Consider the following 25291-nt stretch of genomic DNA (forward strand, 5'->3'; position numbering starts at 1 on the left):
GTCTCAGGACCAGTCGACGGCACCGGTCCCGCCGTCGCGGATGCCGGCGGCGGAGGCGGTGGCGGGCGCGGGGGAAAGCGGCCAGTCGATGCCCCTCTCACCGTCGCCGGCGATCCGGGAGGCGGACGTCGCCGGCCAGTCGATGCCGGGGTCGGGGGTTGAGGTGGCGGCCACGGCGAGGGTGAGCAGGGTAGCGGCGGACATGGCAAGTACGCGTGCACGCATGTTCGGCTCCGAATGGAAGATCCTATGACAAAGGATCGGACAGTTGTAGATATCCGCTCGATAACTGCTCGAAGCGGCTCGAACGTGATCAACCTAGACCGTCCGACTCCGGATGGCAAGGGATTTGCCAAAGGTTGCCAACCGTTCCATCGGTCAGTCATGAGAACCGTGAGCCGTGTGTGAGTTACGCGAGGCACCCCTCCGGCAAGTTGCTTGCCAACGAATCGGTGGGGAGGCTACGATGGCGGTCAATGCGATCTTGCGGGGGGAACGCGATCAGGTTGTATCCGAGTATTGATTGCAGGGCTCCACATGACAGACGAGTCATCTTTCGGCGCGCGCCTCAAGGCTTTGAGGCTGGAACGGGGACTCTCCCAGGCCTCACTGGCCGGCAAGGAGATCTCCACGGGATACCTGTCGCGCCTTGAATCAGGCGCGCGGCAGCCCACCGAGCGGGTGATCACGTATCTCGCCGGGCAACTGGGCGTGGACCGCATGGCGTTCGACGCACTGCCCGCGGCCGGCACTCCCACCGGAGGTGGCAGTGCGCTGGCGCGGACGCTCAGCATCGCCGCCTCCTGTGCCGACGACGAGCCCGTCGAAGACCTCATCGACACCGTCGCGACCGCCGACGAGGAGGACCCCCAGCTGCGCTGGCAGGCCCTGTGGCTGATCGCCAGGTTCTGGCACAGCAAGGGCGAGCGCACCGAGGAACTGGCGTGCCTGGAGAAGCTGGCCGAGGTGGCCGACGGGCTCGGGCTCCCCGCGCTGCAGTGCAGGTCCAGGACCCAGCTCGCCCGCTCTCTTCGCTCCGTGGGCCAGGTCGCCCGCGCACTCGAGCTCGCCGAGAGCGCCTACCACACGGCCAAGGACTCCGGGCTCTCCGTCTCCGACACCGGGACCGCCCTGCTGGCGCTCGTTTCGGCCGAGGCGGAGGCCGGCCGTCTGGCGGACGCCCGGGCGCATTCCCTGGAGCTCGTCGCGCTCGTGGAAGGCGGGCCGGACGCGCTGCGCGCTGAAGCGCTCTGGTCAGCGGCCACCGTCTGCTCCCGGCAGGGGGACGACGAGGCGGTGCACGAGTACCTGGGGCAGGCGATGCAGGCGCTCGACAGCCGGGCCGACCCCATCCTGTGGGCGCGGCTGCGGCTCGCCGCGGCCTCCCTCTACCTGCAGTCCAGGCCCGCCCTCACCGAGGAGGCCCGGATATGCCTCGCGCAGGCCGAGACGGCGCTCTTGCTCATCGGCACGCCCGTCCAGCAGCAGGAACTGCTGGTCCTCCAGGCACACCTCGCGTTCGAGGAGGGCCGGTACGCGGATGCCCGCGCGGCACACGACCAGCTGGACTTCGACAATTTGGTGCTGACCTACCGCGACCGCATCCGCTTGCAGACGCTCGACAGCCTGCTGCTGATCGTGGAGGGGCACGAGCAGGAGGGGCGCGCCCGGCTCAAGCAGCTGGGCGAGGAGGCCCGCCGCGCGTCGAACATGGACCTGGCCGCCGAGATCTGGCGGGTCCTGGCCGAGACGCTGGAGAACGCCGCGCAGGCGGGCACCGCCGACCGGCGCTGACGGAGCCGCCGGCTCCGTCCCATCGTGTGCAAGCGCTCCGGGGGCCCGGCACGTGCCGGGCCCCCGGAGCGCGCGTCCGTCCGGTGTGCTCACCCGGCCAGTACCCGGCGCATCCAGGCCACCCGCGTCCGATGCGCGGCGCGCGACACCACGGCGTCCGGAACCCATTCGTCGAAGCTGTGGAAGGCCCCCGACCACACGTGGAGTTCGGCCTCGCCGGCGGCCTCCCAGATGCGCGAGGCGTAGGCGATCCCCTCGTCGCGCAGCGCCTCCACGGAGCCGACCTCGATGAAGGCGGGCGGGAGCCCGGAGAGGTCCTCGGCCCGGCCCGGAGCCGCATAGCAGGAGACGTCCGGTGTGCCGCGCCGTTCGCCCAGCAGGGCCGTCCACCCCGCCAGGTTCGACTCGCCGTCCCAGAGCCCCACGCGCGCCATCTGCCCGGCCGAGAAGGTGCCGCAGCGGTCGTCGAGCATCGGGAACTGCAGTACCTGACCGACCGGACGGGGACCGGAGCGGTCCCTGGCCAGCAGCGCGAGTCCCGCGGCGAGCGCACCGCCGGCGCTGTTGCCGCTGAGGAAGACGCGGCCCGGGTCGAGGCCGAGGCCGCCGGCGTGCTCCGCCAGCCAGCACAGCCCGGCGTAACAGTCCTCCACCGGTGCCGGGTCCGGGTGCTCCGGCGCCAGCCGGTACTCGACGGCGACCACGGCCGCCCCCAGGTCCTGGGCCCGGTCCAGCTCGCCGATCAGCTCGGTACTGCGGTGGCTGCCGGCAACCATGCCACCGCCGTGCGTGTGGTAGATGACCGGCACGGGCCGGGCGGCCGACACAGGCCGGCAGATCAGAAGCGTGATCGCGGGGGCTCCGGCCGGGCCGGGCACCGTCCGCTCCTCGATCTCGAACGCCCCGCCGCGGCGGATCTCCTCGTCGCTCAGCCGGCCCGATGCGGAGCGACGCCGCCGGTCGGGGATCAGCTCAGGGGTCAGGGGCATCGGGAGTCCGCCGAGGATCTCGCGTACGGGCCCGGCCAGCTCGGCGTCGAACGGGGGCGGCGGCGCCTGGAGGCCCGCCTGATGAGGGGAGAGGGAAGTGGGGATGGTCATGATGCTCCTTGCACGACGGGCAGCAGGGCGAGGGCGTCCACTTCGAGCAGCAGGTCGGGGCGGTAGAGCGCCACGATCTGGACCACCGTGCTCGCCGGCGGGCGCTCGGTGTCGATGAACTCGTCCCGCGCTGACAGGATCCGGGGAACGAAGGCGATGTCGGTCACGAAGTACGTGAGCTTGATGACGTCGTCGAACGTGGCTCCGGCGGCGGCGAGGCAGCGTTCCATGTTGGTGAAGACCTGCCGGGCCTGAGCCGTGGGGTCGCCGGGTCCGACCAGCTCTCCGGCCGCGTCGAAGGGCATCTGGCCGGCGATCGCGGCCACCCGTCCCGTTCCGGTGACGACATGGGTGTAGCCGGAGCTGGGGGCCACCCCGGCGGGGTGGGACAGATGCACGAGGCCCCGGTCTTGTCCGCTCCCGGCCCGCGCCGCCTCCGGCCCACCGCCCGTGCGCGCGGAGAGACCCCGGGCCAGCCGGAGCAGACGTCCGGCCAGACGCTGTTCGTCGGGGCCCTCCACGACGGCCGTGACGGCGTGCTCGTCGTCCACGCCGGTCGCACCGGCGAGGGACAGGACGCCGAAGCACGCCGCCGCCGGTGCGGACGCCGCCGCCGGCCCCAGTCCGAGCACGGACCGCGCCCACTCCTGCTCCAGGTCCACCCCGTGCTGCAGCCGGATCGCGGAGGCGAGGGCTCCGGTGGGGACGCCGGTGGCGTACGAGGCGACGGCGAGCCGGCCCTGTTCGCCGAGGGCCTCAAGACGGAAGACTCCGTCCCGGTGCCCGAGCGCCGCGGCGGACCGCCCCGCCAGCTCACGGGCACGGTCGTACAGTTCCTCGTGCGCACCGGGGTGCAGCAGCTGGGTCGCCACGACCGTGTCGTGCCCCGGCGGGATGTCTTGCTCTCGGACGTCCTGCGGCAGGCGGCGGCCGACGGAGACGAACAGCACGTCCCCGTCACGGACCACGCCGTCGATCCGCAGGGCGTGGTCCTCCGGCGCGTGCGCGTGTCCGGCCTGCGGCCACGGCCCGGCGACCGGGATGCCCGCTCCGGTCAGCTGCTTCTCCCGCAGGTCCGCCTCGCCGGGCAGCAGCGCGTCGGCGGGTGCCGCACCGCCGCGGCCTCCGTCCAGCACCGCCGCGGTGGCCAGCAGGTCCTCGTCCGGCGTGCAGACGAGGTCGAACTCCGTGACGGCGATTCCGTACCGTCGCAGTCCGGCCGTCACCGACCGGGGGTCGGCCGGGTCCGTCACGGGGATGCCGCGGGCACTGGTGGGCAGGTCCGCCGGTGCCTCGCCGGCGCCGGCGGCGGCGTGTACGTGGGTGACGTCGGCGCCGAGGCCGCGCAGGACGGCCGGCGTTTCGAGGTGTCCGCCGAGCAGCAGCACCTTCTTGTCCGTCATGTCTTCACTCCTGGACGGGTTCGCGATGTGGGTGTGGGACGGGAGGGAGGGAGTTCGGGAGTGGAGGGAGGGTTCGGCGCCCAGGGCGGCCGTCACTTCGCGGTGAGGCGGACCGGCAGGCTCTCCGGGCCGTTGACCTCGATGGACCGCAGCCGCCGGACGGGGCCGCTCTGCTCGATCCGGCCCACTCCGTCCAGCAGTTCCGTGAACAGGACGCGCATCTCGGCCCTCGCCAGCGTGCCACCGATGCAGACGTGCTCCCCGGTGGCCAGGGCGATGTGCCGGTTGGGGCTGCGGGAGACGTCGAACCGGTAAGGGTCGGTGAAGACCTCCTCGTCGCGGTTGCCCGAGGGCAGCCACAGCACGACGCGGTCCCCGGCCTCGATGCGCGCGCCCCGGATCTCGTGGGGGCGGGTGGCGACGCGCATGCTGTGCGTCGCGCTGGAGGTCCAGCGCAGGACCTCCTCGACGGCGCCGGGCATCAGGCTCCGGTCGTCGGCCAGCCGCTGCCACTGGTCCGGGTGCTCCAGGAAGGCCTGCATGCCGCCGATCAGGGCCAGCCGCCCGTTCTCGGTGGCCCCGATGAGGTTCTCGCAGTTGAAGACCGCCTCCTCCTCGGTCAGCAGCTCGCCGTCCACCGTGCCGTTGACGAGGGAGCTGACCAGGTCGTCGGTGGGCTCTTCCATCCGCTGGTACAGCAGCTCCATGAAGTACTCCACGAGCAACGGGTGCGAGACCAGCGACCGGTGTGCCTCGAACGCCTCGTTCGTCCACCGGTACAGGTCCTCGTGGTCGCGCTCGGGTATGCCCAGGATGTGGCAGATCACCGACAGCGACAGCCGTCCTGCCACGTCGTGCGCGAAGTCGCACTCACCGAGCTCCAGGGCACGGCCGAGCACGCTGCGCGTCGCCGCCCGGACGTAGCCCTCCAGGCCGCGCACGGCGCGCGTGTGGAACCAGTCCGCCATCAGGCCGCGCAGCTGCCTGTGCCTCGGCGCGTCGCTCAGCGCGAGCGTCATGCCGCCGCCGGGGTCGTCGCCGGAGCGCAGCAGCACACCGCGCGCCGAGCTGAAGCCGGCCGCGTCCCGGTACACGGACCGGATGTCCTCGTGGCGGGTCAGCGACCAGAACGCGGGCAGCTCCGCCTCCTGGTGACGGTGCACCGGGTCGTGAGCGCGCATCCACCGCCACACCGCGTGCGGGTCACCGTGGGCGTGCAGGCCGGGGTCGGTCAGCCCGGCGGGGGAAACGGCGGTCGTTGTCATGGCGTGACTCCTGGGTAAAGGGTGCGCACACGCTCCGCGAAGCGCTTGGCGACCTCCCGCGCGGTGCTCTCCGCGACGGCGTCGGGCCGGAAGGCGATGTGTACGAGCAGCCCGCCGTCGTCCGCGGGCCACAGCTCGGTGTGCAGTTCGAGGGGCAGGTCCAGGTAGGGCTGCCGCAGCAGGGTGGTGTTCGCACCCACGAGTCCGAGCCGCGCCGGGGTGTTGTCCTGGCAGGCGAAGAGGGTCTGGTAGAGCGGGGGCCGGCCGTTCCTCGGCGGGTCCACCAGCGACACGACGTCCGGGAACGGCACGTCCTGGGCGGCGAAGGAGCGGGCGGCGGTCTCGGCGACCCGTTCGAGGGCGGCTCCGTCGCCGTCCAGAGCGGCCCCGCGCAGTCGCAGGCACAGCATGTTGATGTGGCATCCGACGGCGCGCTCCAGCCCCGCGCCGTCGCGCTGGGCGACGGGAACGCCGACGGCGAAGTCCCGCTGCCCGGTCGCTTCCGAGAGGCTCGCGGCCCACAGGGAGAGCAGGACGACGAAGCGGGTGACCCCCGCCGCGGCGGCTGCGGCGTCGGCCCTGGCGACCGCCTCGGCTCCCAGCACCGCCTCGACCAGGCCCGGCGCCCCCGCCTCCCGTGGCTCCGGTCCGCTCGGCCACCGCATCTCCGGTACGCCGGACAACTCGTTCCGCAGGAAGGCGTGATGGGTCTCGGGCGCGGCCTCCCGCCGGCGTGCCTCGCGCTCCCGGTGCACCTCCGCCAGTGTCGGGCGGGGGCTCAGCTCGGCGGTGCCGCGGGCCACCGCCGTACGGTAGGCGGCGCTCAGGTCCTCGGCGAGGACTCCTTCCGACCAGCCGTCGAAGGCGACGTGGTGCACCGCGCAACCGAAGACCGCGGTGCTCGTCCCGGGTGTTCCGCCGGTGACGGGGACCAGGACGGTGCGCCACACGTCCCCGACGTCCGGAGCCAGTTCCCCGGCGAGTTCGGCGCGGGCCGCGCGGGCGGCGGCGGCGACGGACTCCCGGGCGGGCAGCACCTCCAGCGGGGGCGGGGGGATGTCCACGAGCTGGGCGGCGGGCCGCGGGTCGAGCACGTAGGCCGCACGCAGGGGCTCGTGCCGGCGGTGCACCTCGGCGACGGCCGCCTCCAGCGCGTCCCGGTCCAGGTCGCCCTCGACCGCCCATGCCAGCAGGCAGTGCCCCGTGCGGTCCGCGGGGTCCAGCAGCTGCGGGGTGAGGTACAGCAGCTGCATGGGTGACAGCGGCGTGCCGGCGGAGGCCGCGTGGCCGGCCGGAGCCGCGGCGTCGTCGGCCGGAGCCGGCGCGGCGGCCAGCCGGCGGGCGAGGCCGCGGACGGTCGGGTCTTGGTACAGCCAGGAGACCGGGACCGGCCGGGACAGGCCGGCCGCCAGCCGCGCGCACACCCGGCCCGCGCCGAGCGAGGTCCCGCCCAGCCGGACGAAGGACACGTCGAGGGGAACGGCGTCGAGTTCCAGGACGGCGGCGAAGGACTCCGCGACGGCGCGCACGACCTGGTCCCGGAGCTCGGCGGGCCTGATGCCGGGCGGCACCGGGTGCGCCGCCGCACCCCGGGCGCTCCCGGGAGCAGCTGTGCCGGCCAGCGTCAGCAGTGCGCGTTCGTCCAGCTTGCCCTGCGCGGTGACGGGGAAGGCGTCGACGCTCACCACCGAAGCGGGCCGCTGGTAGGCGACCAGAGCCTCGTGCAGCACGGCGAGCGCGCCGTCCAGCGGGTCCCGCGGCCGCACGGGCACGCAGAAGGCGACCAGTTCGCGTTCGCCGCGGGCGGCGTCGCCGCGGGCCAGCACCCGGCAGTGGCGCACGGCGGGCAGCAGCCGCTCCACCTGGCGCTCGACCTCCGCCGACTCGACGCGGTGGCCGCGGATCTTCAACTGCCGGTCGGACCGGCCCTGGTAATGCAGCAGCCCGTCCCGGTCCCAGCGGCCGAGGTCGCCGGTCCGGTAGACGCGCACCTCCCGCCCGTCGATGCTGACACGGGTGAACTTCTGCGCCGTGAGGGCGGCGTCGCCGAGGTATCCGAGCGCCAGCCCGTCGCCCGCGAGGCAGATCTCCCCGGTCTCGTCCACAGCGCACGGCCGGGTCCCGTCCAGGACGTGGACCTGCGTGCCGGGGACCGGACGCCCGAGAGGGATGCCGCCGGGGAGGTCGCAATCGGCCGCGGTGATGCGGTGAGTGGTGGCGAAGACGGTGGACTCGACCGGCCCGTAGCCGTTGAGGAGCACGATGCCGGGGTGCCGGCCCAGGAACCGGCGGACGTGGCCGGCCGAGAGCCGTTCCCCGCCGATCGCGACCTGCCGCAGCCCGCGGAAGGCTTCCGGGGCCTCGTCCACGATCATGTTGAAGAGGCTGCTGGTGAGCCAGACGGTGTCCGCGCGGTGGCGGGACACGGCGTCGCCCAGGGCCACGGGTGAGAGGTAGGGGTCGCTCACGATCAGCGAGGTGCCGCCGTTGAGCAGTACCGACCACAGTTCGAGGGAGAAGGCGTCCCAAGGGGTGGCGGCGGCCAGTGGCATCACCGTCCGGGTGGTGAACTCGGCGAAGGAGCCCGGCTGGAAGAGGCGTGCGGTCGCCCGGTGCGGGCTGAGCACGCCCTTGGGCCGGCCCGTGGTCCCGGAGGTGAAGAAGACGCAGCACGGATCACCGGCGTCGACCGCCGCGGGCGAGAAGCCGGCCGGAGCAGTGGTCCTTGCGGAGGGCGGCGACCATACGGGAAGCGTGAGTCCTTCCGGTGCCGCACGGGTGCCCGGGGCGATCAGGAGGGGCGGTTCGAGGTCGCGCAGTACGTCCCGGAGCCGGTTCTGCGGCCAGTCGGGATCGAGCAGCGCGTAGGCCGCACCGGTCTTCAGGACCGCGAGGAGCGCGGTGACCAGTTCCGTGCTCCTGGGCAGCAGTACGGGCACCAGAGAGCCGGGCGCGACGCCCGCGGCGGCCAGCCCCGCGGCCCAGGCGTCGGCCGTGGTGTCGAGCTCCGCGTACGTGGTGGTGCGGTCTCCTTCGACGAGGGCGACGGACTCGGGGCGTTCCGCCGCCCTGCGGGCGAACGCCTCGTGGAGTCCCCCGCCGGGTGCGGTGTTCCGTGGGCCAGCAGCCCACTTCGGGTCTGGTTGCAAGCCGTCCCTCTCCCCTCAGTTCCGGGTTGCCCAACTGCCGGATAAGCCGGTGGCAACAAGATTGCCAGCAAGTTGCCCGATCTGGCAATCTTGTTGATCTGCGCCGGCGAAACTGACCGAAGGTGGGTACATGACGCGCGACCGTTCCCTCGACATAGCCGTGACCGGAGTCTGCGGCCGGTTCCCCGGGTCGTCCGACCTGGCCGACTGGTGGGAGGCCCTCGTGGAGGGACGGGTCCTCACCACGCGGTACGACATGCAGCGGCTGAGAGCGTCCGGGGTGTCCCGGGCCCTGCTGGACGACCCGGACTTCGTGCCGGTGCACGGCCACCTGGCCGACGCCGACCGCTTCGACAACACCCTGTTCCGGGTGAGCCCGCGCGAGGCCGAGATGATGGACCCGCAGCACCGGCTGATGCTGGAGTGCGCGTGGGCGGCCCTGGAGGACGCCGGACGCAGCCCCCTCGACACCGCGCTCACCACCGGCGTCTACGCCTCCGCCAGCGGCAGCGGCTATCTCCGCGCCATGGTGGCCGGCGGCGGGCTCGACCCCATGACCCTGGAGGACGCCGTCCACGGCAACGAGCCGGACTTCATGGCGAGCCTCATCTCCTACAAGCTCAACCTGACGGGGCCCGCCATCGCCGTCCAGACGGCCTGCTCCTCCTCACTGGTCGCCGTCCACACGGCCGTCCAGGCGCTGCTGAACGGCGAATGCGACCAGGCCCTCGTCGTGGGCGCCGGCGTCGCCTACCCCCAGGCCGGCCATCTGCACGTGCCCGGCGGCATCCACAGCGCCTCCGGGGCCTGCCGGCCGTTCGACGAACACGCCGACGGCGTGGTGGCGGGCTCCGGAGTGGCCTGCGTCGTCCTGCGCCGGCTGGAGGACGCGCTCGCGGACGGCGTGGAGCCCTACGGGGTCGTCCTCGGTACGGCGGTCAACAACGACGGTTCAGCCAAGGCGGGGTACTACGCCCCGTCCGTCGGCGGGCAGGAGGCCGTCATCCGGGCCGCCCTGGAGGCCGCGGACGTCGACGGCGCGAGCATCGGCTACCTGGAGACGCACGGGACCGGCACCCGCGTCGGCGACCCCATCGAGTGGTCCGCCGCCTCCTCGGCCCTGCGCGCGGCGGGCGCCGCCCCGGGCCAGGTCGCCGTGGGGGCGCTCAAGGCGAACACCGGCCACATGGACAACGCTGCGGGGCTGGCCGGGCTGATCAAGGCACTGTTCGTGGTCCGCGAGGGCGTCGTCCCGCCGGTCGCCGGATTCACCCGGCTGAACCCCCTTCTGGACACGGAGGACTCGCCGCTGTACGTGCCTGCTGACGCCGCGCCGTGGTCCGGCCCCGAGCCGAGGCGGGCCGGGGTCAGCTCCTTCGGCGTGGGCGGCACCAACGCGCACGTTCTCGTCGAGGCCCCGCCCGCGCCCACCCCCCGGTCCGAGGAGCAGAGCGAGCATGAGGCCGGACACCTCGCCCTGCTCTCCGCCGCCGACGGCGAGGCCCTCACGCGCTCCGCCGAGCGCCTCGGCCGCCACCTCGCCGCCCACTCCCCCGCCCCGGCCGACGTGACCCGCACCCTCGCCACCGGTCGCGCCGCCCTGCCCGAGCGCCTCGCCGTCGTGGGCCGCACCACGGCCGAACTCGCCGAGCGCCTCGCCACCGGTGCCGCCGCGGTGCGCGGACGCGGCCCCGAGGCCGGACCGGCTCCTCTCGTCCTGGCCTTCCCCGGCCAGGGATCGCAGTACCCGGGCATGGCCCTGCCCTTCGCCCGGGCCCTGCCCGGCTTCGCCGAGGCACTCTCCGACTGCCTCGGCGCGTTCGAGCCCGGCCTGGCCGGCGAGCTCGAACGGCCCTTGCACGACCCGGGGTTCCCCAAGGACGGCCTCGCGCAGACCCGGCTGGCTCAGCCCGCCCTCTTCGCGGTCGGGTACGCGGTCGCCGCCGCACTGCGCGGTCTCGGGCTCGTTCCCGGGGCCGTGATCGGCCACAGCCTCGGCGAGATCACCGCGGCCTGCGTCGCGGGCGTCCTGGAACTACCCGACGCCGCCCGGTTCGTGACCTTGCGCGGCCGAGCCATGCAGGACTGCCCGGAGGGCGCCATGCTCTCCCTCGGCTGCGACGAGGACACCGCCCTTGAGCTGCTGGCCGCATGCGGCCTCCCGCTGGAGATCGCGGCCGTCAACTCCACGGACGCCACGGTGGTGGCCGGCACCCGCGAAGCGGTCGAGGAATTCGACGCCCGGCTCACGGGGCGCGTCGCCACGCACCGGCTGCGCACCGAACGGGCCTTCCACTCGTCCCTCATCGAGCCGGCCGTCCCCCTCCTCGCCGCGGAGCTTTCCCGGACCACCGTGCACCCGCCGGCGCTGCCCTGGGCGACCGACGACGGACGGCTCGTCCTGCCCGGCACCGAGGTCCGACCTGACTCCTTCGCCGCCGCGGCCCGCGACACGGTGTACTTCGCCCGGGCCCTCGACTCGGTCGCCCGGCACCTGCCCCGCGCGGTGGTCGTGGAGGCCGGTCCCGGCCGGACGCTGTCGGCGCTGGCGGAGGCCGCGGACCTGACGGCCGTTCCCCTGGCCGCCGGCCGTGCCGCGCGGCCCGAGGACGTCCTCACCGCGCTGGGCACGCTCTGGACCATGGGCCAGCCGCTCGACACCGCACGCGTCTGCGACCGGGGCCGCCCCGTCCGCCTGCCCGGATACCCCTTCGCCGGGCCGCGCCGTATCGCGCCCGAGGCCGTCCTGCGCCAGGACGCCGCCCGCCGCGTCGTCGAAGCGGACCCGGCGGCCGCGCTGCCGGAATCCGCCGCCCCCGGCGGGCAGCCCGCCTCCCCGGCCCCGCTCGACGTACCCGCGAAGGTCGCGGGCCTGTGGGCGGAGCTGCTCGGCCACGGGGAGTTCGCCGCGGACGCCGACTTCTTCGCGCTGGGCGGGGACTCCCTGCTCGTCACCCGCCTCGCGCGCCGGCTCGGCGCGGAGCTCGGCATCCGGGTCCCGATCCGCGATCTGCTCCTCGCCCGGACGCTCGGCCGCCAGACGGAGGTCGTCACCGCCCTCGCCGCCCGGGCCGCGGCCCCCGGCGCGGCCGAGGCCGGCTGACCCGCGCGACCGCCCGCGCTCCGGAACGCCGAAGCCGTCCCCGGGATGATCCCGGGGACGGCTTCGGCGTACGGGGCGGCCGGCCGTCAGGGGCGCCGCGCCACCGAGAGGTCGGTCCGGGGCACGCCCGGCGCCTCGAATCCGAACACCTGCGCATAGGCGGAGAGTTCGGCGTGCAGGCAGGAGACGACGGTCTCCGCCTGACGGAAGCCGTGCTGCTCGCCCTCGAACGCGAGATACGCGTGCGGCACCCCGTTCTCCCGCATCCGCTCCAGAAAGCTCTCGGCCTGGACCGGGGGGCAGACGGTGTCCTCAAGGCCCTGCATCAGGACGAACGGTGCGCGCACCCGGCCGGCCTGCCGCAGCGGCGACACCTGCGCGTAGCGCGCGGCCGCCCGGGGCCACGGCCCGATGAGGCTCTCCAGGTAGCGCGACTCGAAGTCGTGCGTGCCCCGCTCCCGCCACTCCTCCGGATCCAGGAGGGGGAAGTAGATCCCGGCGACCCGGTACAGCTCCGGTTCGGCGGCCAGCGACGCCGCGGCGGTCCAGCCCCCGGCGCTGCCGCCGCGGATGCCGATGCGGTCGGGATCGGCCTTCCCCTGCGCGGCCAGGCCGCGGATCGCGGTCGCGCAGTCGCGTACGTCGACCACGCCCCAGGCCTCCCGCAGCCGTTCGCGGTAGGCCTGGCCGAAGCCGGTGGACCCGCCGTACTGGACGTCCACCACGCCGATGCCCCGGCTGGTGAAGAAGGCGGTGGAGAAGTCCGCCACCAGCTGGCTGCGGGTGGTGGGACCGCCGTGCGCCTGTACCACGTACGGGGGGAGTTCCCCGTCCGGCGCGGTGAAGCCGGGGTTGTACGGCGGGTACACGTAGGCGTGCACTTCCTCGCCCTGAGGGCCCCGGAACACCTCGTGGTATCCCGGGGGCAGATGGTCCGCGTACGCGGTGTCCGCTCCGCGCAGCACCTCGGGCGCCGCCGCGTCGCTGCCGGGATCGAGCAGCAGCAGCGCGCTGCTGCTGCGGGGGCCGGCGGCCGTGGCCACCACGCGGCGGCCGTCGGTGGTCAGCGCCGCCCACTCCGTGAGGTCCTCGCCGCCGTCCAGCTCGCGCAGCGAGCCGTCCGCCTCCAGCAACGCGAGCCGCCGCGCGCCCACCCCGTGCGTGACGAACATCCGGCCGCCGCCCACCGGAAGGAACCACTGCGCGCCGATGCGCCACAGCGCGTCGCCGAACTCCTCCTCCCGGGGGCACAGCGGGCGGGCGGAGCCGTCCAGGCCGAGCTCGTGAAGGTTCCACCAGCCGGTGGTGTCGCTCAGCACGTACAGCACACCGGGCCGGTCCGGGGCCCACTCCGCCTGGCTGACGGCGACGCCCGGCCCGCCGGCCAGGACCCGGGCGGGGCCCGGCGTGCCGTCCGGACCGATCGGCGCGCACATCAGCTCCGTGCCGTCCCACGGCATCCGCGGGTGGTCCCAGCCCAGCCAGCACGCGTACCGCCCGTCCGGGGAGACCTTGGGGCCGGTCATCAGGTGGTGGCTCGCGGCCAGGACCCGCACGGCGTCCGGGTCCGCGACCGCGCTGCCGTTCAGCGGCAGCGCGACCAGGTCCCGGCGGACCTTGGCGCGGTCCGGGGTGAGCGCCACTTCGCGCAGGCACCAGACCTCGTCCCCGACGAGGCAGAAGTCGCCGTAGTGCACACCGCCGGGCAGCCCGGGCTCCGGGCTGATCGGCTCCGGAGTGCCTCCGGGCACTGCCCGGTACACCCGCTGGTCGTCCCAGTGGGTGAACACGAACCCGGCGGCGGGGTCCGTGCCGAGCGGCAGCCACGGCCGTCCCCCGTACTCGATGACCCGGGTGCGCACGTTCCAGCGGGGCTCCAGTGCATCGGCGACCGAGCCGTCGGGGGCCCGTCGTACCAGCGCCACGCGCCCGGATTCGCTGGGGCGCCACTCCGTCCACCACACCTCCTCGCCGACGAAAGCGGCCCACTCCACTTTTTTCTGCCCGGCGGCCGCCGCGGTGGCGCCGATCGGTGAAGTCCAGGTTCCGTAAGGCGACGTGCGCACCTGTGTCTCCGTCATGTCCGAGGTCATGGTCTCCGTGTGCGGGGGGGGGCCGGCCGATCAGGCCCGGCCGGTGCTGTAGGAGGTGGTGTCGCCGCGCAGCGCCACGCTGGGCCGGCCGTCCACACCGACCGGCGTGGGGGCCACGACCGTGACGCGCTCGCCGCGGCGGTACTGGTTGCCGTAGTCGTAGATCGCGTAGTGTGCCGTCGACTGGTTGTCCCAGATGGCGATGTCGCCGACCCGCCACTGCCAGCGCACTGTCTGCTCGGGCTTCGTCAGGTACTCCTGCAGGACCCTGATCAGGTCGCGGGAGGCCTGCGGGGCGTATCCCACCACGCGGCGGGCGAACCCGCCGAGCAGCAGTGACCGCTCGCCCGTCTCGGGGTGGACGCGGACCGCGGGGTGCTCGGCCTCGTACGGCGTCGAGATGTAGGCCCCGCGCTCGATGACGGTGTCGTCGGTGAAGTCGCAGTCGTTGCTGTGGACGATCCGCAGCTGGTCGGCGAACTGGCGCAGCTCCGCCGGCATGGAGGCGTACGCGGTCGCGGCGTTGGCCCACACGGTGTCGCCGCCCACCGGGGGGATCACCTTGCTGTGCAGGAACGCGAAGGCGGGCGGGCGCTCGATGAAGGTGAGGTCCGTGTGCCAGTGGTTGGCGCGCGTGCCCTGCTTCGAGTCCATCTCCCGGAGGTTGGGACGGCCCTCGGGAGCGTCGTAGATCGGGTGTCCGAGCGTCAGCTTGCCGAAGCGGGACGCGAAGGCGGTCTGCGCGGCGTAGTCCAGGTCCTGGTCGCGCAGGAACACCACCTTGTGCCGGAGCAGCGCCGCGCGGATCAGGGCGATGGTCTCGTCGCTCAGTGCGGCGCCCGCGTCCACGCCGCCGATGACGGCGCCGATGTTCCCGGTCAGCGGAGTGACGGTCACACCGGTCTGCGCTTGCAGGGTTTCGGTCATGGCTCTTGCCCTTCCCATCGGGGTTCTGGATCACCGGATTGACTTTCCAGACGAGGCAAGAGGTTGCCACGCTTGTGACTCACCTGGCAACATGCATGCCATGAAGCTCCTGAAGACGGAGGACTTTTGATGGCAACGCCGACCTTGACCACCCCTCCGGGCCCCCCGACCGCCGCGCCTCGCCCGGAAGGCCTCGGCGAACCCCTGCCCGCCGGCCCGCGCCCGCCGGTCCATGAACTCGTGGCCGGATTCGCCCGGACCGCCCCCGCCCGCACCGCCGTCAGCAGCGGCGCGAGCAGCATCGCCTACGGAGACCTCGACGCCTGGGCCGGCCGCATCGCGGCTTCGCTCACCGAGGCGGGCGTCCGCCGGGGCAGCCGTGTCGGTGTGCTCATCGAGCCGTCCGTCGCGATGGTCGCCGCCGTGCTCGGCGCGCTGCGCTGCGGAGCCGCCTACGTACCCGTCGACGTCTCCCATCCCGACCTGCGTGTCACCGACATCCTCACGGACGCCCGGGTCGACGCCGTGCTCGTCACCGGCGCCTCCCGCGGGCGCCTCACCGGGCTCGACGTACCCCTGGTCGACGCCGGGGCCACCGCCCGGGAACCGGCCGGCGGCCCCGCCACCGGAAAGGCCTCCGGCCGCGAACCGGAGTCGCCCGGCGTCCCGGTGGCGGACGAGGACGCCGCGTACCTCATCTACACCTCCGGCAGCACCGGCGAACCCAAGGGGGTCGTCGTCGAGCACGGGCAGCTGGCCGCCTCCACCCTGGCCCGCCGCACGGTCTACCCCGGGCAGCCCGTCTTCCTCCTCGTCTCGCCACTGGCCTTCGACTCGTCCGTGGCCGGCCTGTGGGGCACCCTCACCGCAGGCGGTCACCTGGTCGTCGCCTCCCGGGACGAAGTGCGCGACCCCGAGCGGCTGGTCGAACTCGTCGAGCGGCACCAGGTCACACAGACGCTGTGCGTGCCGTCCCTCTACAGCGTCCTGCTCGACGCCGCCCGCTCCCTCGGCGGCGACCGCCTGCGCTCCCTCGAAACCGTCATCGTCGCCGGCGAACCCCTGCCCCCCGAACTGGTCGAGCGTCACTTCGAGGTGCGCACCGCCCCCGCCGCGCTGGTCAACGAGTACGGCCCCACCGAGGCGACCGTCTGGGCCAGCTACCGGCGCTTCGACGCCCCCGGCCCCGTCTCCATCGGCCGGGCGGTCCCCGGTGCACGGCTTTACCTGCTCGACGACGAGCTCCGCCCGGTGCCCCGGGGCGCCGAAGGCGAACTCTTCATCGGGGGCGCCGGAGTGTCCCGCGGCTACCACGGCCGGCCGGAGGCCACCGCCCGCGCCTTCCTGGACGACCCCTTCGCGGATGCTCCGGGGGCCCGTATGTACCGGACGGGCGACCGCGCCGGCTGGAACCCGGACGGCACCCTCGCCTTCCGCGGCCGCCGTGACCACCAGGTCAAGATCCGCGGTCACCGGGTGGAACCGGCCATGATCGAGGCACAGTTGTCCGCCCTGCCCGGGGTGCGGGAGGCCGTCGTCGTCCCGGACGCCACGAGCACCACGCTGACCGGCTTCGTCCTCTCCCCGTCCGGCTCCGCACCGGCCCCCGAGACCCTGCGCGAACAGCTCGCCGACCGGCTCCCTGCCGTCATGGTCCCGGCCCGGATCGTCCTCCTCGACGTGTTCCCGCGTACCGTCAACGGTAAGGCGGACCGTGCGGCCCTGCGGGCCCGCGCCGAGGGAGAGACCGCCCCTGCTCCTGCCCCCGCACCCGCGGACGCGCCGACGCCCCGGGGCGACCTGACCGCACAGGTCACCGCGGCCTGGTCCGAGGTCCTGAAGACCCCGCACGTCCCGCTGGACGCCAACTTCTTCGACGTGGGCGGGCACTCCCTCGCGATGTTCCAGCTCAGGGAGGCCCTGGAGCGGCATACCGGCAAGCGGCCGCCGGTGATCGCACTGTTCAAGCACACCACCGTCGCCGACCAGGTCACGATGCTGCGCGAGGGCGGCGGCTCCACCGCGGGCGCCGACAGCACCGACCCGGCCGCACGACGCGCCGCCGCACGACGCGCCCGCGCCCTGCGCGCCCGACGACAGGACCCGGCTCAGGAGGCCGCCAAGTGAACACCGACACCGCTCTGTGGCTGCACCGCACCGCTCCCGTCACCGACCCGGTCGCCCGCCTGATCTGCTTCCCGCACGCCGGGGGATCCGCTTCCTTCTTCCGCGACTGGGGTCAGCGGATCCCCGGGGTCGAGGTGTACGCGGTCCGCTACCCGGGCCGCGCCGAGCGACTCGGCGAGCCGTTGGCGACCGATCTGCGCGAGCTCGCCCGCGCCGTCGCCGACGCGGCGGCCCCTCTGGCCGACCTTCCCCTCGCCCTGTTCGGCCACAGCATGGGCGCGCCGATCGCCCTGGAGACGGCCGCGGCGCTGGAGGCACGCGGCATCGACCCCGTCCACCTGTTCGCATCGGGCTCGTGCGACGCCGCCTACCCGTCCCCCGAGGAGTGGGCGGACCCGGGCGAGGAGGACGACCCGGCCGTCATCGAACGGCTCCTCACCCTCGGCGGCACCGACCCCGAACTGGCCGCGGACCCGGAGTTCCAGGAACTGGTCCTGCCCTACGTACGGGCGGACGCGAACATGTTCCACGCCTACACCACCCGCCCCGGCACCGTCGTGCGGTGCCCCGTCACCACCATCGCCGGCGACGCCGACGCGGACACGGACCGCCGTCCCTGGAGCGAACTGACCACGGGCGGCGTCCGTGAACAGAGCACACGGGGCGACCACTTCTACCTGGTGGCCAACCCTCCGCACTCCCTGATCCGGGAAACCCTGGCCGCGGTCCCCGCTCGGCCGGCCGCCTGACCACCTCGCGATCCCCCGCCCGCGCACCCACCGAGGAACCGGAGTCGCTGTGCACACACTTGAGGCGGGCGCAGCCCACTGCGCCCCCGCCGACGGCCTCGCCGGCCTCCTCTCCCCGCTCACCGAGCAGGAGTTCCTCCGCGACCGGCTGGGGACCGAACCCGTGGTGATCAGAGGACGGGAAGGCCGCTTCCGCGGCCTCTTCGGCTGGTCCCGGCTCAACGAGCTCCTCGCCTCCACCCGCACCGACGCGTCCCGCATCCACCTGGTGCGGTCCGCGGACGGGGTGCCGCTGGCCTCCTGCGCGGAACCCGTCCCGCAGCTGTCCCCGCGCGGACGCCCGTCCCGGCTCCGCCCGGAGCGGCTGTACGAGACGCTCCACGCCGGCAGCACCCTCGCCATCGACGGCGTCGAGGAACTCCACGCCCCGCTGCGCGCCCTGGTCACCGCCGTCGAAGGGTCCCTGCGCTCGCTCGTCCAGGCCAATCTCTACGTGAACCTCGGCGGCGCCCCGCAGGGCTTCCACACCCACTGGGACGACCACGACGTCCTCGTCCTCCAGGCCGAGGGCGCCAAGCACTGGGACATCCACCCGCCGACCGAGGAGCACCCCGTCGGAGTGCTCAGCGATCCGCCTCCGCCGGCCGTGGGCGCCGCCACGTGGTCCGGGGATCTCACCGAAGGCGACGTGCTCTACCTGCCGCGCGGCTGGTGGCACACCGTCAGGGCCGTCGAAGGCCGCCCTTCGCTCCACCTGACCCTCGGCACCCGGCTTCCCTCCGCCGGCGACCTGCTGCGGCGCCTGCTCGTCCACCTGGCCCGCAGCCACCCACTCGTACGCCAGGACCTGCCGAGGTTCGCCGCCGCGGACCGCGCGCAGGACTGGTACGCGGCCCTGCGCGAGGTCCTGGTCACCGCCGCCCGCGAGCCGGGCCTCCTCGAGGAGCTGGCCGAGCGGGCCGGCGGCGGAGCTCCGCACCGGCCGCAGTTCACCCTCCCGGACACGGCCGGCACCCGGTGACCCGCCCGGCTCGGGCACGCCTGATCGCACCGGCCGCCGTGCGCGGTCTGCCGCCCGCGTTCTGGTGGATCTGGCTGAGCGTCCTCGTGAACTGGATCGGCGGCTTCGCCGGGCCCATGCTGGCCATGTCGCTGACCGCGGGGCGCGGCTACTCGGCGTCGTCCGCGGGGCTCGTCCTGTCCCTCGTCGGACTCGGCGGGATCGCCGGCACGTTCCTGGGCGGGGCGCTCGCCGACCGGATCGGGCGGCGCACGACCATGTTCGCCGCACACCTCTGGACGGCGGCGAGCATGGCCCTGCTCGGGCTGAGCGACGGGCCGTGGGCCGTGGCCGCGTCCGCCCTGGCCATGGGGGGCGGCGCCGCAGCGGTCCGCCCCGCGATGCAGGCCTCGCTCACGGACCTGGTCCGGCCCGAGGACCGTCAGCGGGCCTTCTCCCTCAACTACTGGGCCCTGAACGCCGGAGGAGCGGTCGCGGCGGTACTGGCCGGCCTCATGGTCAGCCACGGCTACACCCCGATCTTCCTGGCCGACGGCGCCGCGACACTCGCCTGCGGCGTCCTGGTCCTGGCCAAGGTCCCCGAAACCCGCCCCTCCCCCACCCCGGAGCCCACGGCCCCGCTCCCGGGCGCCGGCACGACCACATCGGTACCGGTGCACCGCGACGGCCCCTTCATGCTGTTCGTCCTGATGACCGCGGTCTTCGCCATGGTCTTTCAACAGGGGTTCTCCACCCTGCCGGTCGTCATGACCGCCGAGGGCCACCCGCCCGAGACGTACAGCCTGGTCAGCGCCGCCAACGGGCTGATGATCGTGGCCCTGCAGATCCCCCTGACCCGGCTGGTGAGCGGACGCCCGCCCGCCGTGGTCCTGCCGGCCGCCGGCCTGCTCCTCGGCGGCGGCTTCGGCCTGACGATGTTCGCGGACAGTGCCGCGGCCTTCGCCTGCACCGTCCTCATCTGGACCCTCGGCGAAATCCTGCAGGCCCCCGCCGGCATCGCCGTCACCGCCGACCGCGCCCCCGCCCACCAACGCGGCCGCTACCAGGGCGTGTACGGGGGCGCGTGGTCGGCCGCCGCGTTCCTGGCACCCGCGGGCGGCGGCTGGATCCTCGACCACTGGGGCGCCACCACCCTGTGGGCCCTGTGCGCGCTCCTCGCCACCACGGCCGGCCTGGGCGGCGCACTGGTCACCGCCCGCCACAAGAACTTCCGTACGGGCTCCCCGAGTACCGCACGGGAGGGAAGCGGCACTCCGCTTCCCACCGCCTCCTCCCGACCGGGACGAGGAAACCCAGACGAAGGGAACACCTCATGAACGAGCAGATCATCGTCAACAACTGCGTCGCTGCTTACGTGGACACCGACGAGGTCATCGTCAACAACTGCGTCGCCGCCTACGTGGACACCGACGAGCTCGTCGTCAACAACTGCGTCGCCGCCTACGTGTGAGCCGATGACACTCACCCGCACCCCGGAGACCGGCCCGGACGGCGCCCGCCGTCCGGTGCCGGGCTCCGGCCCGTACCCGCCCGTCATCACCGGAACCCGGGTCCTCACCGGACCGGCCGGCACCCCGCCCGCCCTGCACCTGGCTGTCAGCGATCTGGCCGACCCCGGCCCGGCGCGGCCGTGGCAGGCCGACCGGCAAGCGTTCGGCACCTCCTGGAACGTCCCCGAGCAGGCCCGGCGCTCCGCCGAAGGAGAAGCCGTGGAACGGTTCTGCGGCTCCGTACCCCCCGCACCCGCCCGTGTCCACTACGGAACCCACGACGACCTCACCCGCCGGGGCGTCCCCGCGCTGGACCCCCGCCGCCTCGTCCTGTACTCGCCGCGCCAGTACGCGACCCCCGGCTTTCCGTTCCGCCCCTTCCTGCGGGACTCCCCGGCCCACTGGATCGAAGGCCGCTCCGCGGACGGCGACGAGCCCGTCCTCGTCCCCGCCTTCCTCGTGTACACGGCCTGGCGGCGCATGCCCCACGAGCACCCCGAGCCGCGGTACGCCTTCCCCGCCCTGGGCGGCACCGCAGCGGGCCCCACCCTCGGACACGCCCTGCGCTCCGCCCTGGAAGAAGTCGTGGAGCGCGACGCCGCCGCGGTGTGGTGGGCCAACGCGCGGCCATTGCCCGCCCTCCCGCCGACCCCGTATCTGCGCACCCTGATCAGCGGCGCGCCCCGTGACTTCGACATCCGGCTGACGTACCTGGAGAACGAGTTCGGGGCCCCGGTGATCGCCGCCGGGGTCCGCAGCCGGGAGGAGGGCTGGCTGACCTATGGATTCGCTCTCCGCCACGACCCGGTCGAAGCCGCGGCCAAGGCCCTGGCCGAGGCGTACACCCTGCACGTCACCTGCCGCACCCTGGAAAACCCCACGGCGACCGTCCGGACCCCCGGCCGCCCCTCCCCGCTCAAACCCTGGCGCCGTGACCGCCGCTACCTGGACTCCTACCGCGACGACTCCTCGGACGTCGTCGAGCAACTCTGCCAGCAGCAGCTCTACCTGGACCGCCGGGCGGCCGACCGCGTAGCGCCCTGGACCTGGACCCGACCGGACGCCCTCTGGTCGGACGTCCCCGCCCTGCCGCGCGACGATCCCGGAGCCCTGCTCGACAGGGTCCGCGCCGAGGGATACGAGGTCATCAGCGTGGACATCACCGCCCCGCAAGCAGCGGCCTCAGGCGTCCACACCGTCCGGGCCGTCGTGCCGGGAACCACCACCACCGCCCCGGCCGCTTACCCGTTCCTGGGCGCGGACCGCCTCCGCAAGGCCGCCGACCGCCTGGGCTGGAGCCGGTCCCCGCTTCCCGGGAAAGAACTCAACGCCTTCCCCATGCCCCATTCCTGACAGGCGGTTTCAGGGCAAGCTCAAAGCTTGCCCGTCTCCCGGCTGAAGCTGGAAAGGAGGCTCGAAGGAGCCCTGAGGGGCGAGCGGTCAGTCCTTCAGCATCGCGTCGCGCACCGGGATCCAGTCCAGCGAGGACCGGATCCCCTCCTCCAGGGAGAGCCGCGGCGTCCAGCCCAGGAGCCTGCGGGCCCGGTCGCTCTTGGTGTAGCCGCCGGCGACGTCACCGGGCCGTGGCTCCGCGTCGACCGTGGCGAGCGGCGTGTCGACGACCCGGTTGAAGGCGGCGCACAGCTCCCGCACGGTGGTGCCCGAGCCCGTGCCCAGATTGACCGCCATCGACGGCTCCGAGTCCGTGAGCAGGGAGTCGAAGCGGCCGATCGCCGCCACATGGGCGGCGGCCAGGTCCCAGACGTGCACGTAGTCCCGGATTCCGGTCCCGTCGCGCGTGGGGTAGTCGGTCCCGGTCACGGGGAAGGCCGTGCCCTCCTGGTGCGCCTGGATCATCTTGCCCAGAGCGTGGCTGGGCCGCTTGAGCTGAAGCCCGGTCCGCATCCTGGGGTCCGCCCCTATGGGGTTGAAGTAGCGCAGCGAGAGCACGCGCATCCGGCCGGCGGCGGCGATGTCCGCGAACATCTGCTCGCACACGGCTTTGGTGCGCGCGTAGGGGCTCTGCGGCCTGAGCGGAGAGTCCTCGTTGACGGAGGATCCGTCGTCGGCCTGATAGACGGAGGCCGAGGAACTGAAGATCAGCCGGTCACAGCCTGCCCTGCGGAGATGGCCGAGAAAGGCCAGGCTCTTGGCGACGTTCGCCTCGTAGTAGCCGATCGGGTCCTCAACGGACTCCGGCACCACGATCAACGCCGCGCAGTGCACCACCGCGGAGATGTCCGGGTGCTCGGAGAAGATCCGGTCGATCAGCGCGCCGTCGGAGATGTCGCCCTCGTAGAAGATCCGGTCACCGGTGAACTCGCGGCGGCCCCGGACGAGACTGTCGAGAATCACCGGGGTGATTCCCTCGTCCAGGCAGGCCGAAGCAATGGTGCTTCCGATGTATCCGGCTCCCCCGGCAATAAGAACAGACACGATCTTCTCTCCCTGAACCTTGGAAAGCCACGGGCAATTGACAACAAGTCCCTCGGGGTTGCCCCGCGAAACGGGCGGATCCGGTCCGGCGGCCGGCCTCAGGCCGGCTTGCGCCACACGGAGATGTGCTTTGCGGAGTCCTGGGTGAACGGCGTCCCGTCCCAGTCCGCGACGCGGCGTTCCAGCTCGAGCCCGGCGATCCGGGCCATCAGATCGAGCTCCGCCGGCCAAGCGTACCGGTGCCGGGAGTTGTCCCGGCGGTAGCGGCCGTCGTCGTCGCGGGTGAAGTGGTGCGAGACGAGAACCTGCTCGACCAGGTCGAAAGTGTCGAAGCCGAGATGCTGCTCGGAGACGTCGAACGGCACCGCGACCTGGCCGGGGGGCAGGAACCGCAGCGGCGGCACACCCAGCTCGATGACGAATCGGCCGCCGGGCTTCAGGTGACGTGCGGCGTTGCGGAAGCATTCGACCTGCTCGTCCTGCGTGAGCAGGTTCGTGATGGTGTTGTAGACGAGATAGACCAGGGTGAACTCTCCGGAGACGACGGTGGTGGCCATGTCCCCGATGGCCACGGGGAGCATGTCCTCGTCGATCTTGCGCCGCAGGACCGCTGCCATGTGCTCGGACAGTTCGATGCCCACCACCGGCACGCCCCGTTCCCGGAGCGGGATCCCCACTCGTCCGGTGCCGACGGCGAACTCCAGTGCCCTGCCGTCTCCGGCGAGCTCGGCGAGGAAGGCGAGAGTCGGTCCGAGAACGGCGGCCGAGGACATCTCGGTCTCTTCGGCGTCATAGCGGTCAGCGGTCGCACGGGTCCACAGCTCACTGCTCGTCATGGTCAACAACTTTGCCGTGCGCTGAGGGACGGTGTCGACTCATTTGCCACGTCCGGCTCGCCCGCCGGGAGCTTGCAACGGCTGATGTGCCGCTGTCCCGCGGGCAGCGGCCGGTTCGTTGCTCCTCAAACCGCGTCCCGGCGGCCGACAATCGTGTCATGCCGCGCCGGTTCCCGCCGTCCGTCTGCCCCCTTATCCCTTCCTGCCTATCCCTTCCTGCCTATCCCCGTGCGGAGAATATCGATGCGTACACCAGCACGTGCACGATGGCAGCGGTCCGAGCCGCTGGACGACGAGCGCACACTCAAAGAGCTCGGCTATACCCAGCAACTGCACCGGCGCATGGGAGCCTTCGGCAACTTCTCCGCTTCCTTGTCGGTCATCTCCATCATGTCCGGGACGTTGCTGCTTCTCGGCTACGGCCTGAACAGCGGCGGCCCGGCAGTGGTGGTGTGGGGGTGGCTCGCCGTGGGGCCGCTGGTGCTGTGCCTGGCCGCGGCGCTGGCCGAGATCACCTCCCGCTATCCCACCAGCGGCGGCCTCTACTACATGGCCCGCCGGCTCGGCGGTGAGCGGTGGAGCTGGTACACCGGCTGGCTCAACCTCCTGGGGCTGCTCGGCGGGATCGCGGCCCAGGACTACGGCATCGCGACCTTCACCGGGGCCTGGGCGAACCTGCACTCCGGCTATGTGCCGACACCAGGATCCCTGCTGGTCCTGTACGCGGTCATCCTCGCGCTGCACGGCGTCTTGAATCTCTTCGGCACCCGGCTGATGAACTTCCTGACTTCCCTGAGCGCGTGGTGGCACGTGACCGGGGCCGTCGTCATCATCGGCGCCCTGACGCTCGTCCCCTCCCACCACCAGCCGGCCCGCTTCGTGTTCTCCGAGTTCACCAACAACACCGGCTGGTCGAACCCGGTGTACGTGGTCATGCTGGGCATGTTGCTGCCGTGCTTCGCTCTGGCCGGCTACGACACCTCGGCCCATCTGAGCGAGGAGACCAGTGGTGCTTCCGTGGCCGCGGCGCGCGGGATCGTCCGCTCGGTGGCGGTGTCCTGGATCGCCGGCGGTGCCCTGCTGGCCGCCTTGCTGTTCGGCGTCCAGGACTATGCCGCGACGCTGGGCAGCGAGACGGGGGTCCCGGTGGCGCAGATCTTCCTGGACGCTCTGGGCGTGGCGACGGCGAAGGCGTTGCTGCTGGTGATCATCGTCGCGCAGTTCCTGTGCGGCTACACCGTAACCGCCTCCGCCAGTCGCATGATCTACGCCTTCGCCCGGGACGGCGCCCTGCCCGGCTCCGCGCACTGGCAGAAGGTCAGCCGCCGTAGGGCCGTCCCGGCCAACGCCGTGTGGCTCGCGGTCGTCGTCGCCTTCGTGCTTGCCCTGCCGTCCCTGTATTCCGCCACGGCGTTCTCCGCGGTGACCGCGATTTCCGTGGTGGGATTCACCCCGGCCTACGCCATCCCCGTACTGCTGCGACTGCGCCACCGAGAGCGGTTCACCCCCGGGCCCTGGCACCTGGGCCGCTGGAGCCGGCCGATCGGCTGGGTGGCAGTGCTCTGGGCGACCGGGGCCACCGTGCTGTTCCTGCTGCCGCAGTCGGACCCGGTCACCGCCACGAGCTTCAACTACACGCCCGTCGCCTTGTTGGTGGCCCTCGTCATGGCCGCATTGTGGTGGCGCGTCGGGCGCCGCTCCTACGGCGTGCCCCGCTCCGGCACGGCGAGCGGCCACGACCGGACCGAAGAGGCCGAGAACATCGTCTGATAACAGAAGTCCATCGAATCGGTGCCGC

At 73.1% G+C, this 25291-nt stretch carries 18 protein-coding genes; 9 read left to right on the plus strand and 9 right to left on the minus strand.

Annotated features, from left to right (window positions below; genetic code table 11):
• Nucleotides 1-3: 3 nt before the first annotated feature.
• Nucleotides 4-204, minus strand: a complete 201-nt coding sequence (locus B7P34_RS01940) for a hypothetical protein (RefSeq protein ID WP_106673997.1) — start codon at nt 202-204, stop codon at nt 4-6.
• Nucleotides 205-537: 333 nt separating this feature from the next.
• On the opposite strand from B7P34_RS01940, the gene B7P34_RS01945 reads away from it, so the two are divergent.
• Entirely contained in the window at nt 538-1794 is a 1257-nt protein-coding gene (locus tag B7P34_RS01945; protein WP_106673998.1) for a helix-turn-helix domain-containing protein, read from the plus strand.
• A gap of 89 nt (nt 1795-1883) precedes the next feature.
• Here B7P34_RS01945 and B7P34_RS01950 read toward each other — a convergent pair whose 3' ends face one another.
• The 4 genes from B7P34_RS01950 to B7P34_RS01965 form a co-directional block, all read right to left on the minus strand.
• Nucleotides 1884-2894 (minus strand): alpha/beta hydrolase, encoded by a 1011-nt coding sequence (locus B7P34_RS01950; RefSeq protein ID WP_106673999.1) that lies wholly within the window; start codon nt 2892-2894, stop codon nt 1884-1886.
• The gene (locus tag B7P34_RS01955) at nt 2891-4297 is read right to left on the minus strand and encodes a RidA family protein (protein WP_106674000.1); all 1407 of its coding nucleotides are present in this window, start codon (nt 4295-4297) and stop codon (nt 2891-2893) included. The genes B7P34_RS01950 and B7P34_RS01955 overlap by 4 nt, the downstream gene beginning before the upstream one ends.
• Before the next feature lie 92 nt (nt 4298-4389).
• Nucleotides 4390-5562, minus strand: coding sequence for a cytochrome P450 (locus B7P34_RS01960; RefSeq protein ID WP_106674001.1), 1173 nt, complete (start codon nt 5560-5562; stop codon nt 4390-4392).
• Complete coding sequence (locus B7P34_RS01965; protein WP_106674002.1) at nt 5559-8711, minus strand: non-ribosomal peptide synthetase; 3153 nt, start codon at nt 8709-8711, stop codon at nt 5559-5561. The genes B7P34_RS01960 and B7P34_RS01965 overlap by 4 nt, the downstream gene beginning before the upstream one ends.
• A gap of 130 nt (nt 8712-8841) precedes the next feature.
• On the opposite strand from B7P34_RS01965, the gene B7P34_RS39245 reads away from it, so the two are divergent.
• Complete coding sequence (locus tag B7P34_RS39245; protein ID WP_106674003.1) at nt 8842-11814, plus strand: type I polyketide synthase; 2973 nt, start codon at nt 8842-8844, stop codon at nt 11812-11814.
• Nucleotides 11815-11900: 86 nt separating this feature from the next.
• Here B7P34_RS39245 and B7P34_RS01975 read toward each other — a convergent pair whose 3' ends face one another.
• Nucleotides 11901-13895, minus strand: coding sequence for an alpha/beta hydrolase family protein (locus tag B7P34_RS01975; protein ID WP_106674101.1), 1995 nt, complete (start codon nt 13893-13895; stop codon nt 11901-11903).
• A gap of 42 nt (nt 13896-13937) precedes the next feature.
• The gene (locus B7P34_RS01980) at nt 13938-14834 is read right to left on the minus strand and encodes a TauD/TfdA dioxygenase family protein (RefSeq protein ID WP_106674004.1); all 897 of its coding nucleotides are present in this window, start codon (nt 14832-14834) and stop codon (nt 13938-13940) included.
• A gap of 240 nt (nt 14835-15074) precedes the next feature.
• On the opposite strand from B7P34_RS01980, the gene B7P34_RS01985 reads away from it, so the two are divergent.
• From B7P34_RS01985 to B7P34_RS02005, 6 genes are read left to right on the plus strand one after another with little or no spacing between them, the layout of a single operon-like run.
• Nucleotides 15075-16961 (plus strand): non-ribosomal peptide synthetase, encoded by a 1887-nt coding sequence (locus B7P34_RS01985; protein ID WP_223267399.1) that lies wholly within the window; start codon nt 15075-15077, stop codon nt 16959-16961.
• Nucleotides 16958-17710, plus strand: coding sequence for a thioesterase II family protein (locus B7P34_RS01990; RefSeq protein WP_106674006.1), 753 nt, complete (start codon nt 16958-16960; stop codon nt 17708-17710). The genes B7P34_RS01985 and B7P34_RS01990 overlap by 4 nt, the downstream gene beginning before the upstream one ends.
• Nucleotides 17711-17759: 49 nt before the next feature.
• Complete coding sequence (locus B7P34_RS01995) at nt 17760-18731, plus strand: cupin domain-containing protein (protein WP_189382352.1); 972 nt, start codon at nt 17760-17762, stop codon at nt 18729-18731.
• 38 nt (nt 18732-18769) lie between these two features.
• Nucleotides 18770-20047 carry an MDR family MFS transporter gene (locus tag B7P34_RS02000; RefSeq protein WP_189382354.1) on the plus strand — a complete coding sequence of 426 codons (1278 nt, stop codon included), beginning with the start codon at nt 18770-18772 and terminating at the stop codon, nt 20045-20047.
• The gene (locus tag B7P34_RS37140; protein WP_189382356.1) at nt 20044-20181 is read left to right on the plus strand and encodes a hypothetical protein; all 138 of its coding nucleotides are present in this window, start codon (nt 20044-20046) and stop codon (nt 20179-20181) included. The genes B7P34_RS02000 and B7P34_RS37140 overlap by 4 nt, the downstream gene beginning before the upstream one ends.
• A gap of 4 nt (nt 20182-20185) precedes the next feature.
• On the plus strand, nt 20186-21574 hold the full coding sequence (locus tag B7P34_RS02005) for a YcaO-like family protein (protein WP_106674009.1): 1389 nt from the start codon (nt 20186-20188) through the stop codon (nt 21572-21574).
• Between the two features lie 87 nt (nt 21575-21661).
• Here the strand turns inward: B7P34_RS02005 and galE are convergent, their stop codons facing one another.
• The gene (galE, locus tag B7P34_RS02010) at nt 21662-22774 is read right to left on the minus strand and encodes a UDP-glucose 4-epimerase GalE (protein ID WP_223267400.1); all 1113 of its coding nucleotides are present in this window, start codon (nt 22772-22774) and stop codon (nt 21662-21664) included.
• Nucleotides 22756-23493, minus strand: a complete 738-nt coding sequence (locus tag B7P34_RS02015) for a class I SAM-dependent DNA methyltransferase (protein WP_106674102.1) — start codon at nt 23491-23493, stop codon at nt 22756-22758. Before B7P34_RS02015 ends, galE begins: the two co-directional genes overlap by 19 nt.
• A 243-nt stretch (nt 23494-23736) precedes the next feature.
• On the opposite strand from B7P34_RS02015, the gene B7P34_RS02020 reads away from it, so the two are divergent.
• A complete protein-coding gene (locus B7P34_RS02020) occupies nt 23737-25263 on the plus strand; it encodes an amino acid permease (RefSeq protein ID WP_106674011.1) in 1527 nt (508 codons plus the stop codon).
• The last annotated feature ends 28 nt before the right edge of the window (nt 25264-25291 follow it).

Origin of the sequence: Streptosporangium nondiastaticum, assembly GCF_003011965.1 — a bacterium.
Taxonomy (GTDB): Bacteria; Actinomycetota; Actinomycetes; order Streptomycetales; family Streptomycetaceae; genus Streptomyces; species Streptomyces nondiastaticus.

Excerpts from the sequence above, each read along its gene's own strand:
- B7P34_RS01940 (WP_106673997.1), bottom strand. The coding sequence starts at position 204 with ATGTCCGCCGCTACCCTGCTCACCCTCGCCGTGGCCGCCACCTCAACC.
- B7P34_RS01945 (WP_106673998.1), top strand. The coding sequence starts at position 538 with ATGACAGACGAGTCATCTTTCGGCGCGCGCCTCAAGGCTTTGAGGCTG.
- B7P34_RS01950 (WP_106673999.1), bottom strand. The coding sequence starts at position 2,894 with ATGACCATCCCCACTTCCCTCTCCCCTCATCAGGCGGGCCTCCAGGCG.
- B7P34_RS01955 (WP_106674000.1), bottom strand. The coding sequence starts at position 4,297 with ATGACGGACAAGAAGGTGCTGCTGCTCGGCGGACACCTCGAAACGCCG.
- B7P34_RS01960 (WP_106674001.1), bottom strand. The coding sequence starts at position 5,562 with ATGACAACGACCGCCGTTTCCCCCGCCGGGCTGACCGACCCCGGCCTG.
- B7P34_RS39245 (WP_106674003.1), top strand. The coding sequence starts at position 8,842 with ATGACGCGCGACCGTTCCCTCGACATAGCCGTGACCGGAGTCTGCGGC.
- B7P34_RS01975 (WP_106674101.1), bottom strand. The coding sequence starts at position 13,895 with ATGACGGAGACACAGGTGCGCACGTCGCCTTACGGAACCTGGACTTCA.
- B7P34_RS01980 (WP_106674004.1), bottom strand. The coding sequence starts at position 14,834 with ATGACCGAAACCCTGCAAGCGCAGACCGGTGTGACCGTCACTCCGCTG.
- B7P34_RS37140 (WP_189382356.1), top strand. The coding sequence starts at position 20,044 with ATGAACGAGCAGATCATCGTCAACAACTGCGTCGCTGCTTACGTGGAC.
- B7P34_RS02005 (WP_106674009.1), top strand. The coding sequence starts at position 20,186 with ATGACACTCACCCGCACCCCGGAGACCGGCCCGGACGGCGCCCGCCGT.
- B7P34_RS02015 (WP_106674102.1), bottom strand. The coding sequence starts at position 23,493 with ATGACGAGCAGTGAGCTGTGGACCCGTGCGACCGCTGACCGCTATGAC.
- B7P34_RS02020 (WP_106674011.1), top strand. The coding sequence starts at position 23,737 with ATGCGTACACCAGCACGTGCACGATGGCAGCGGTCCGAGCCGCTGGAC.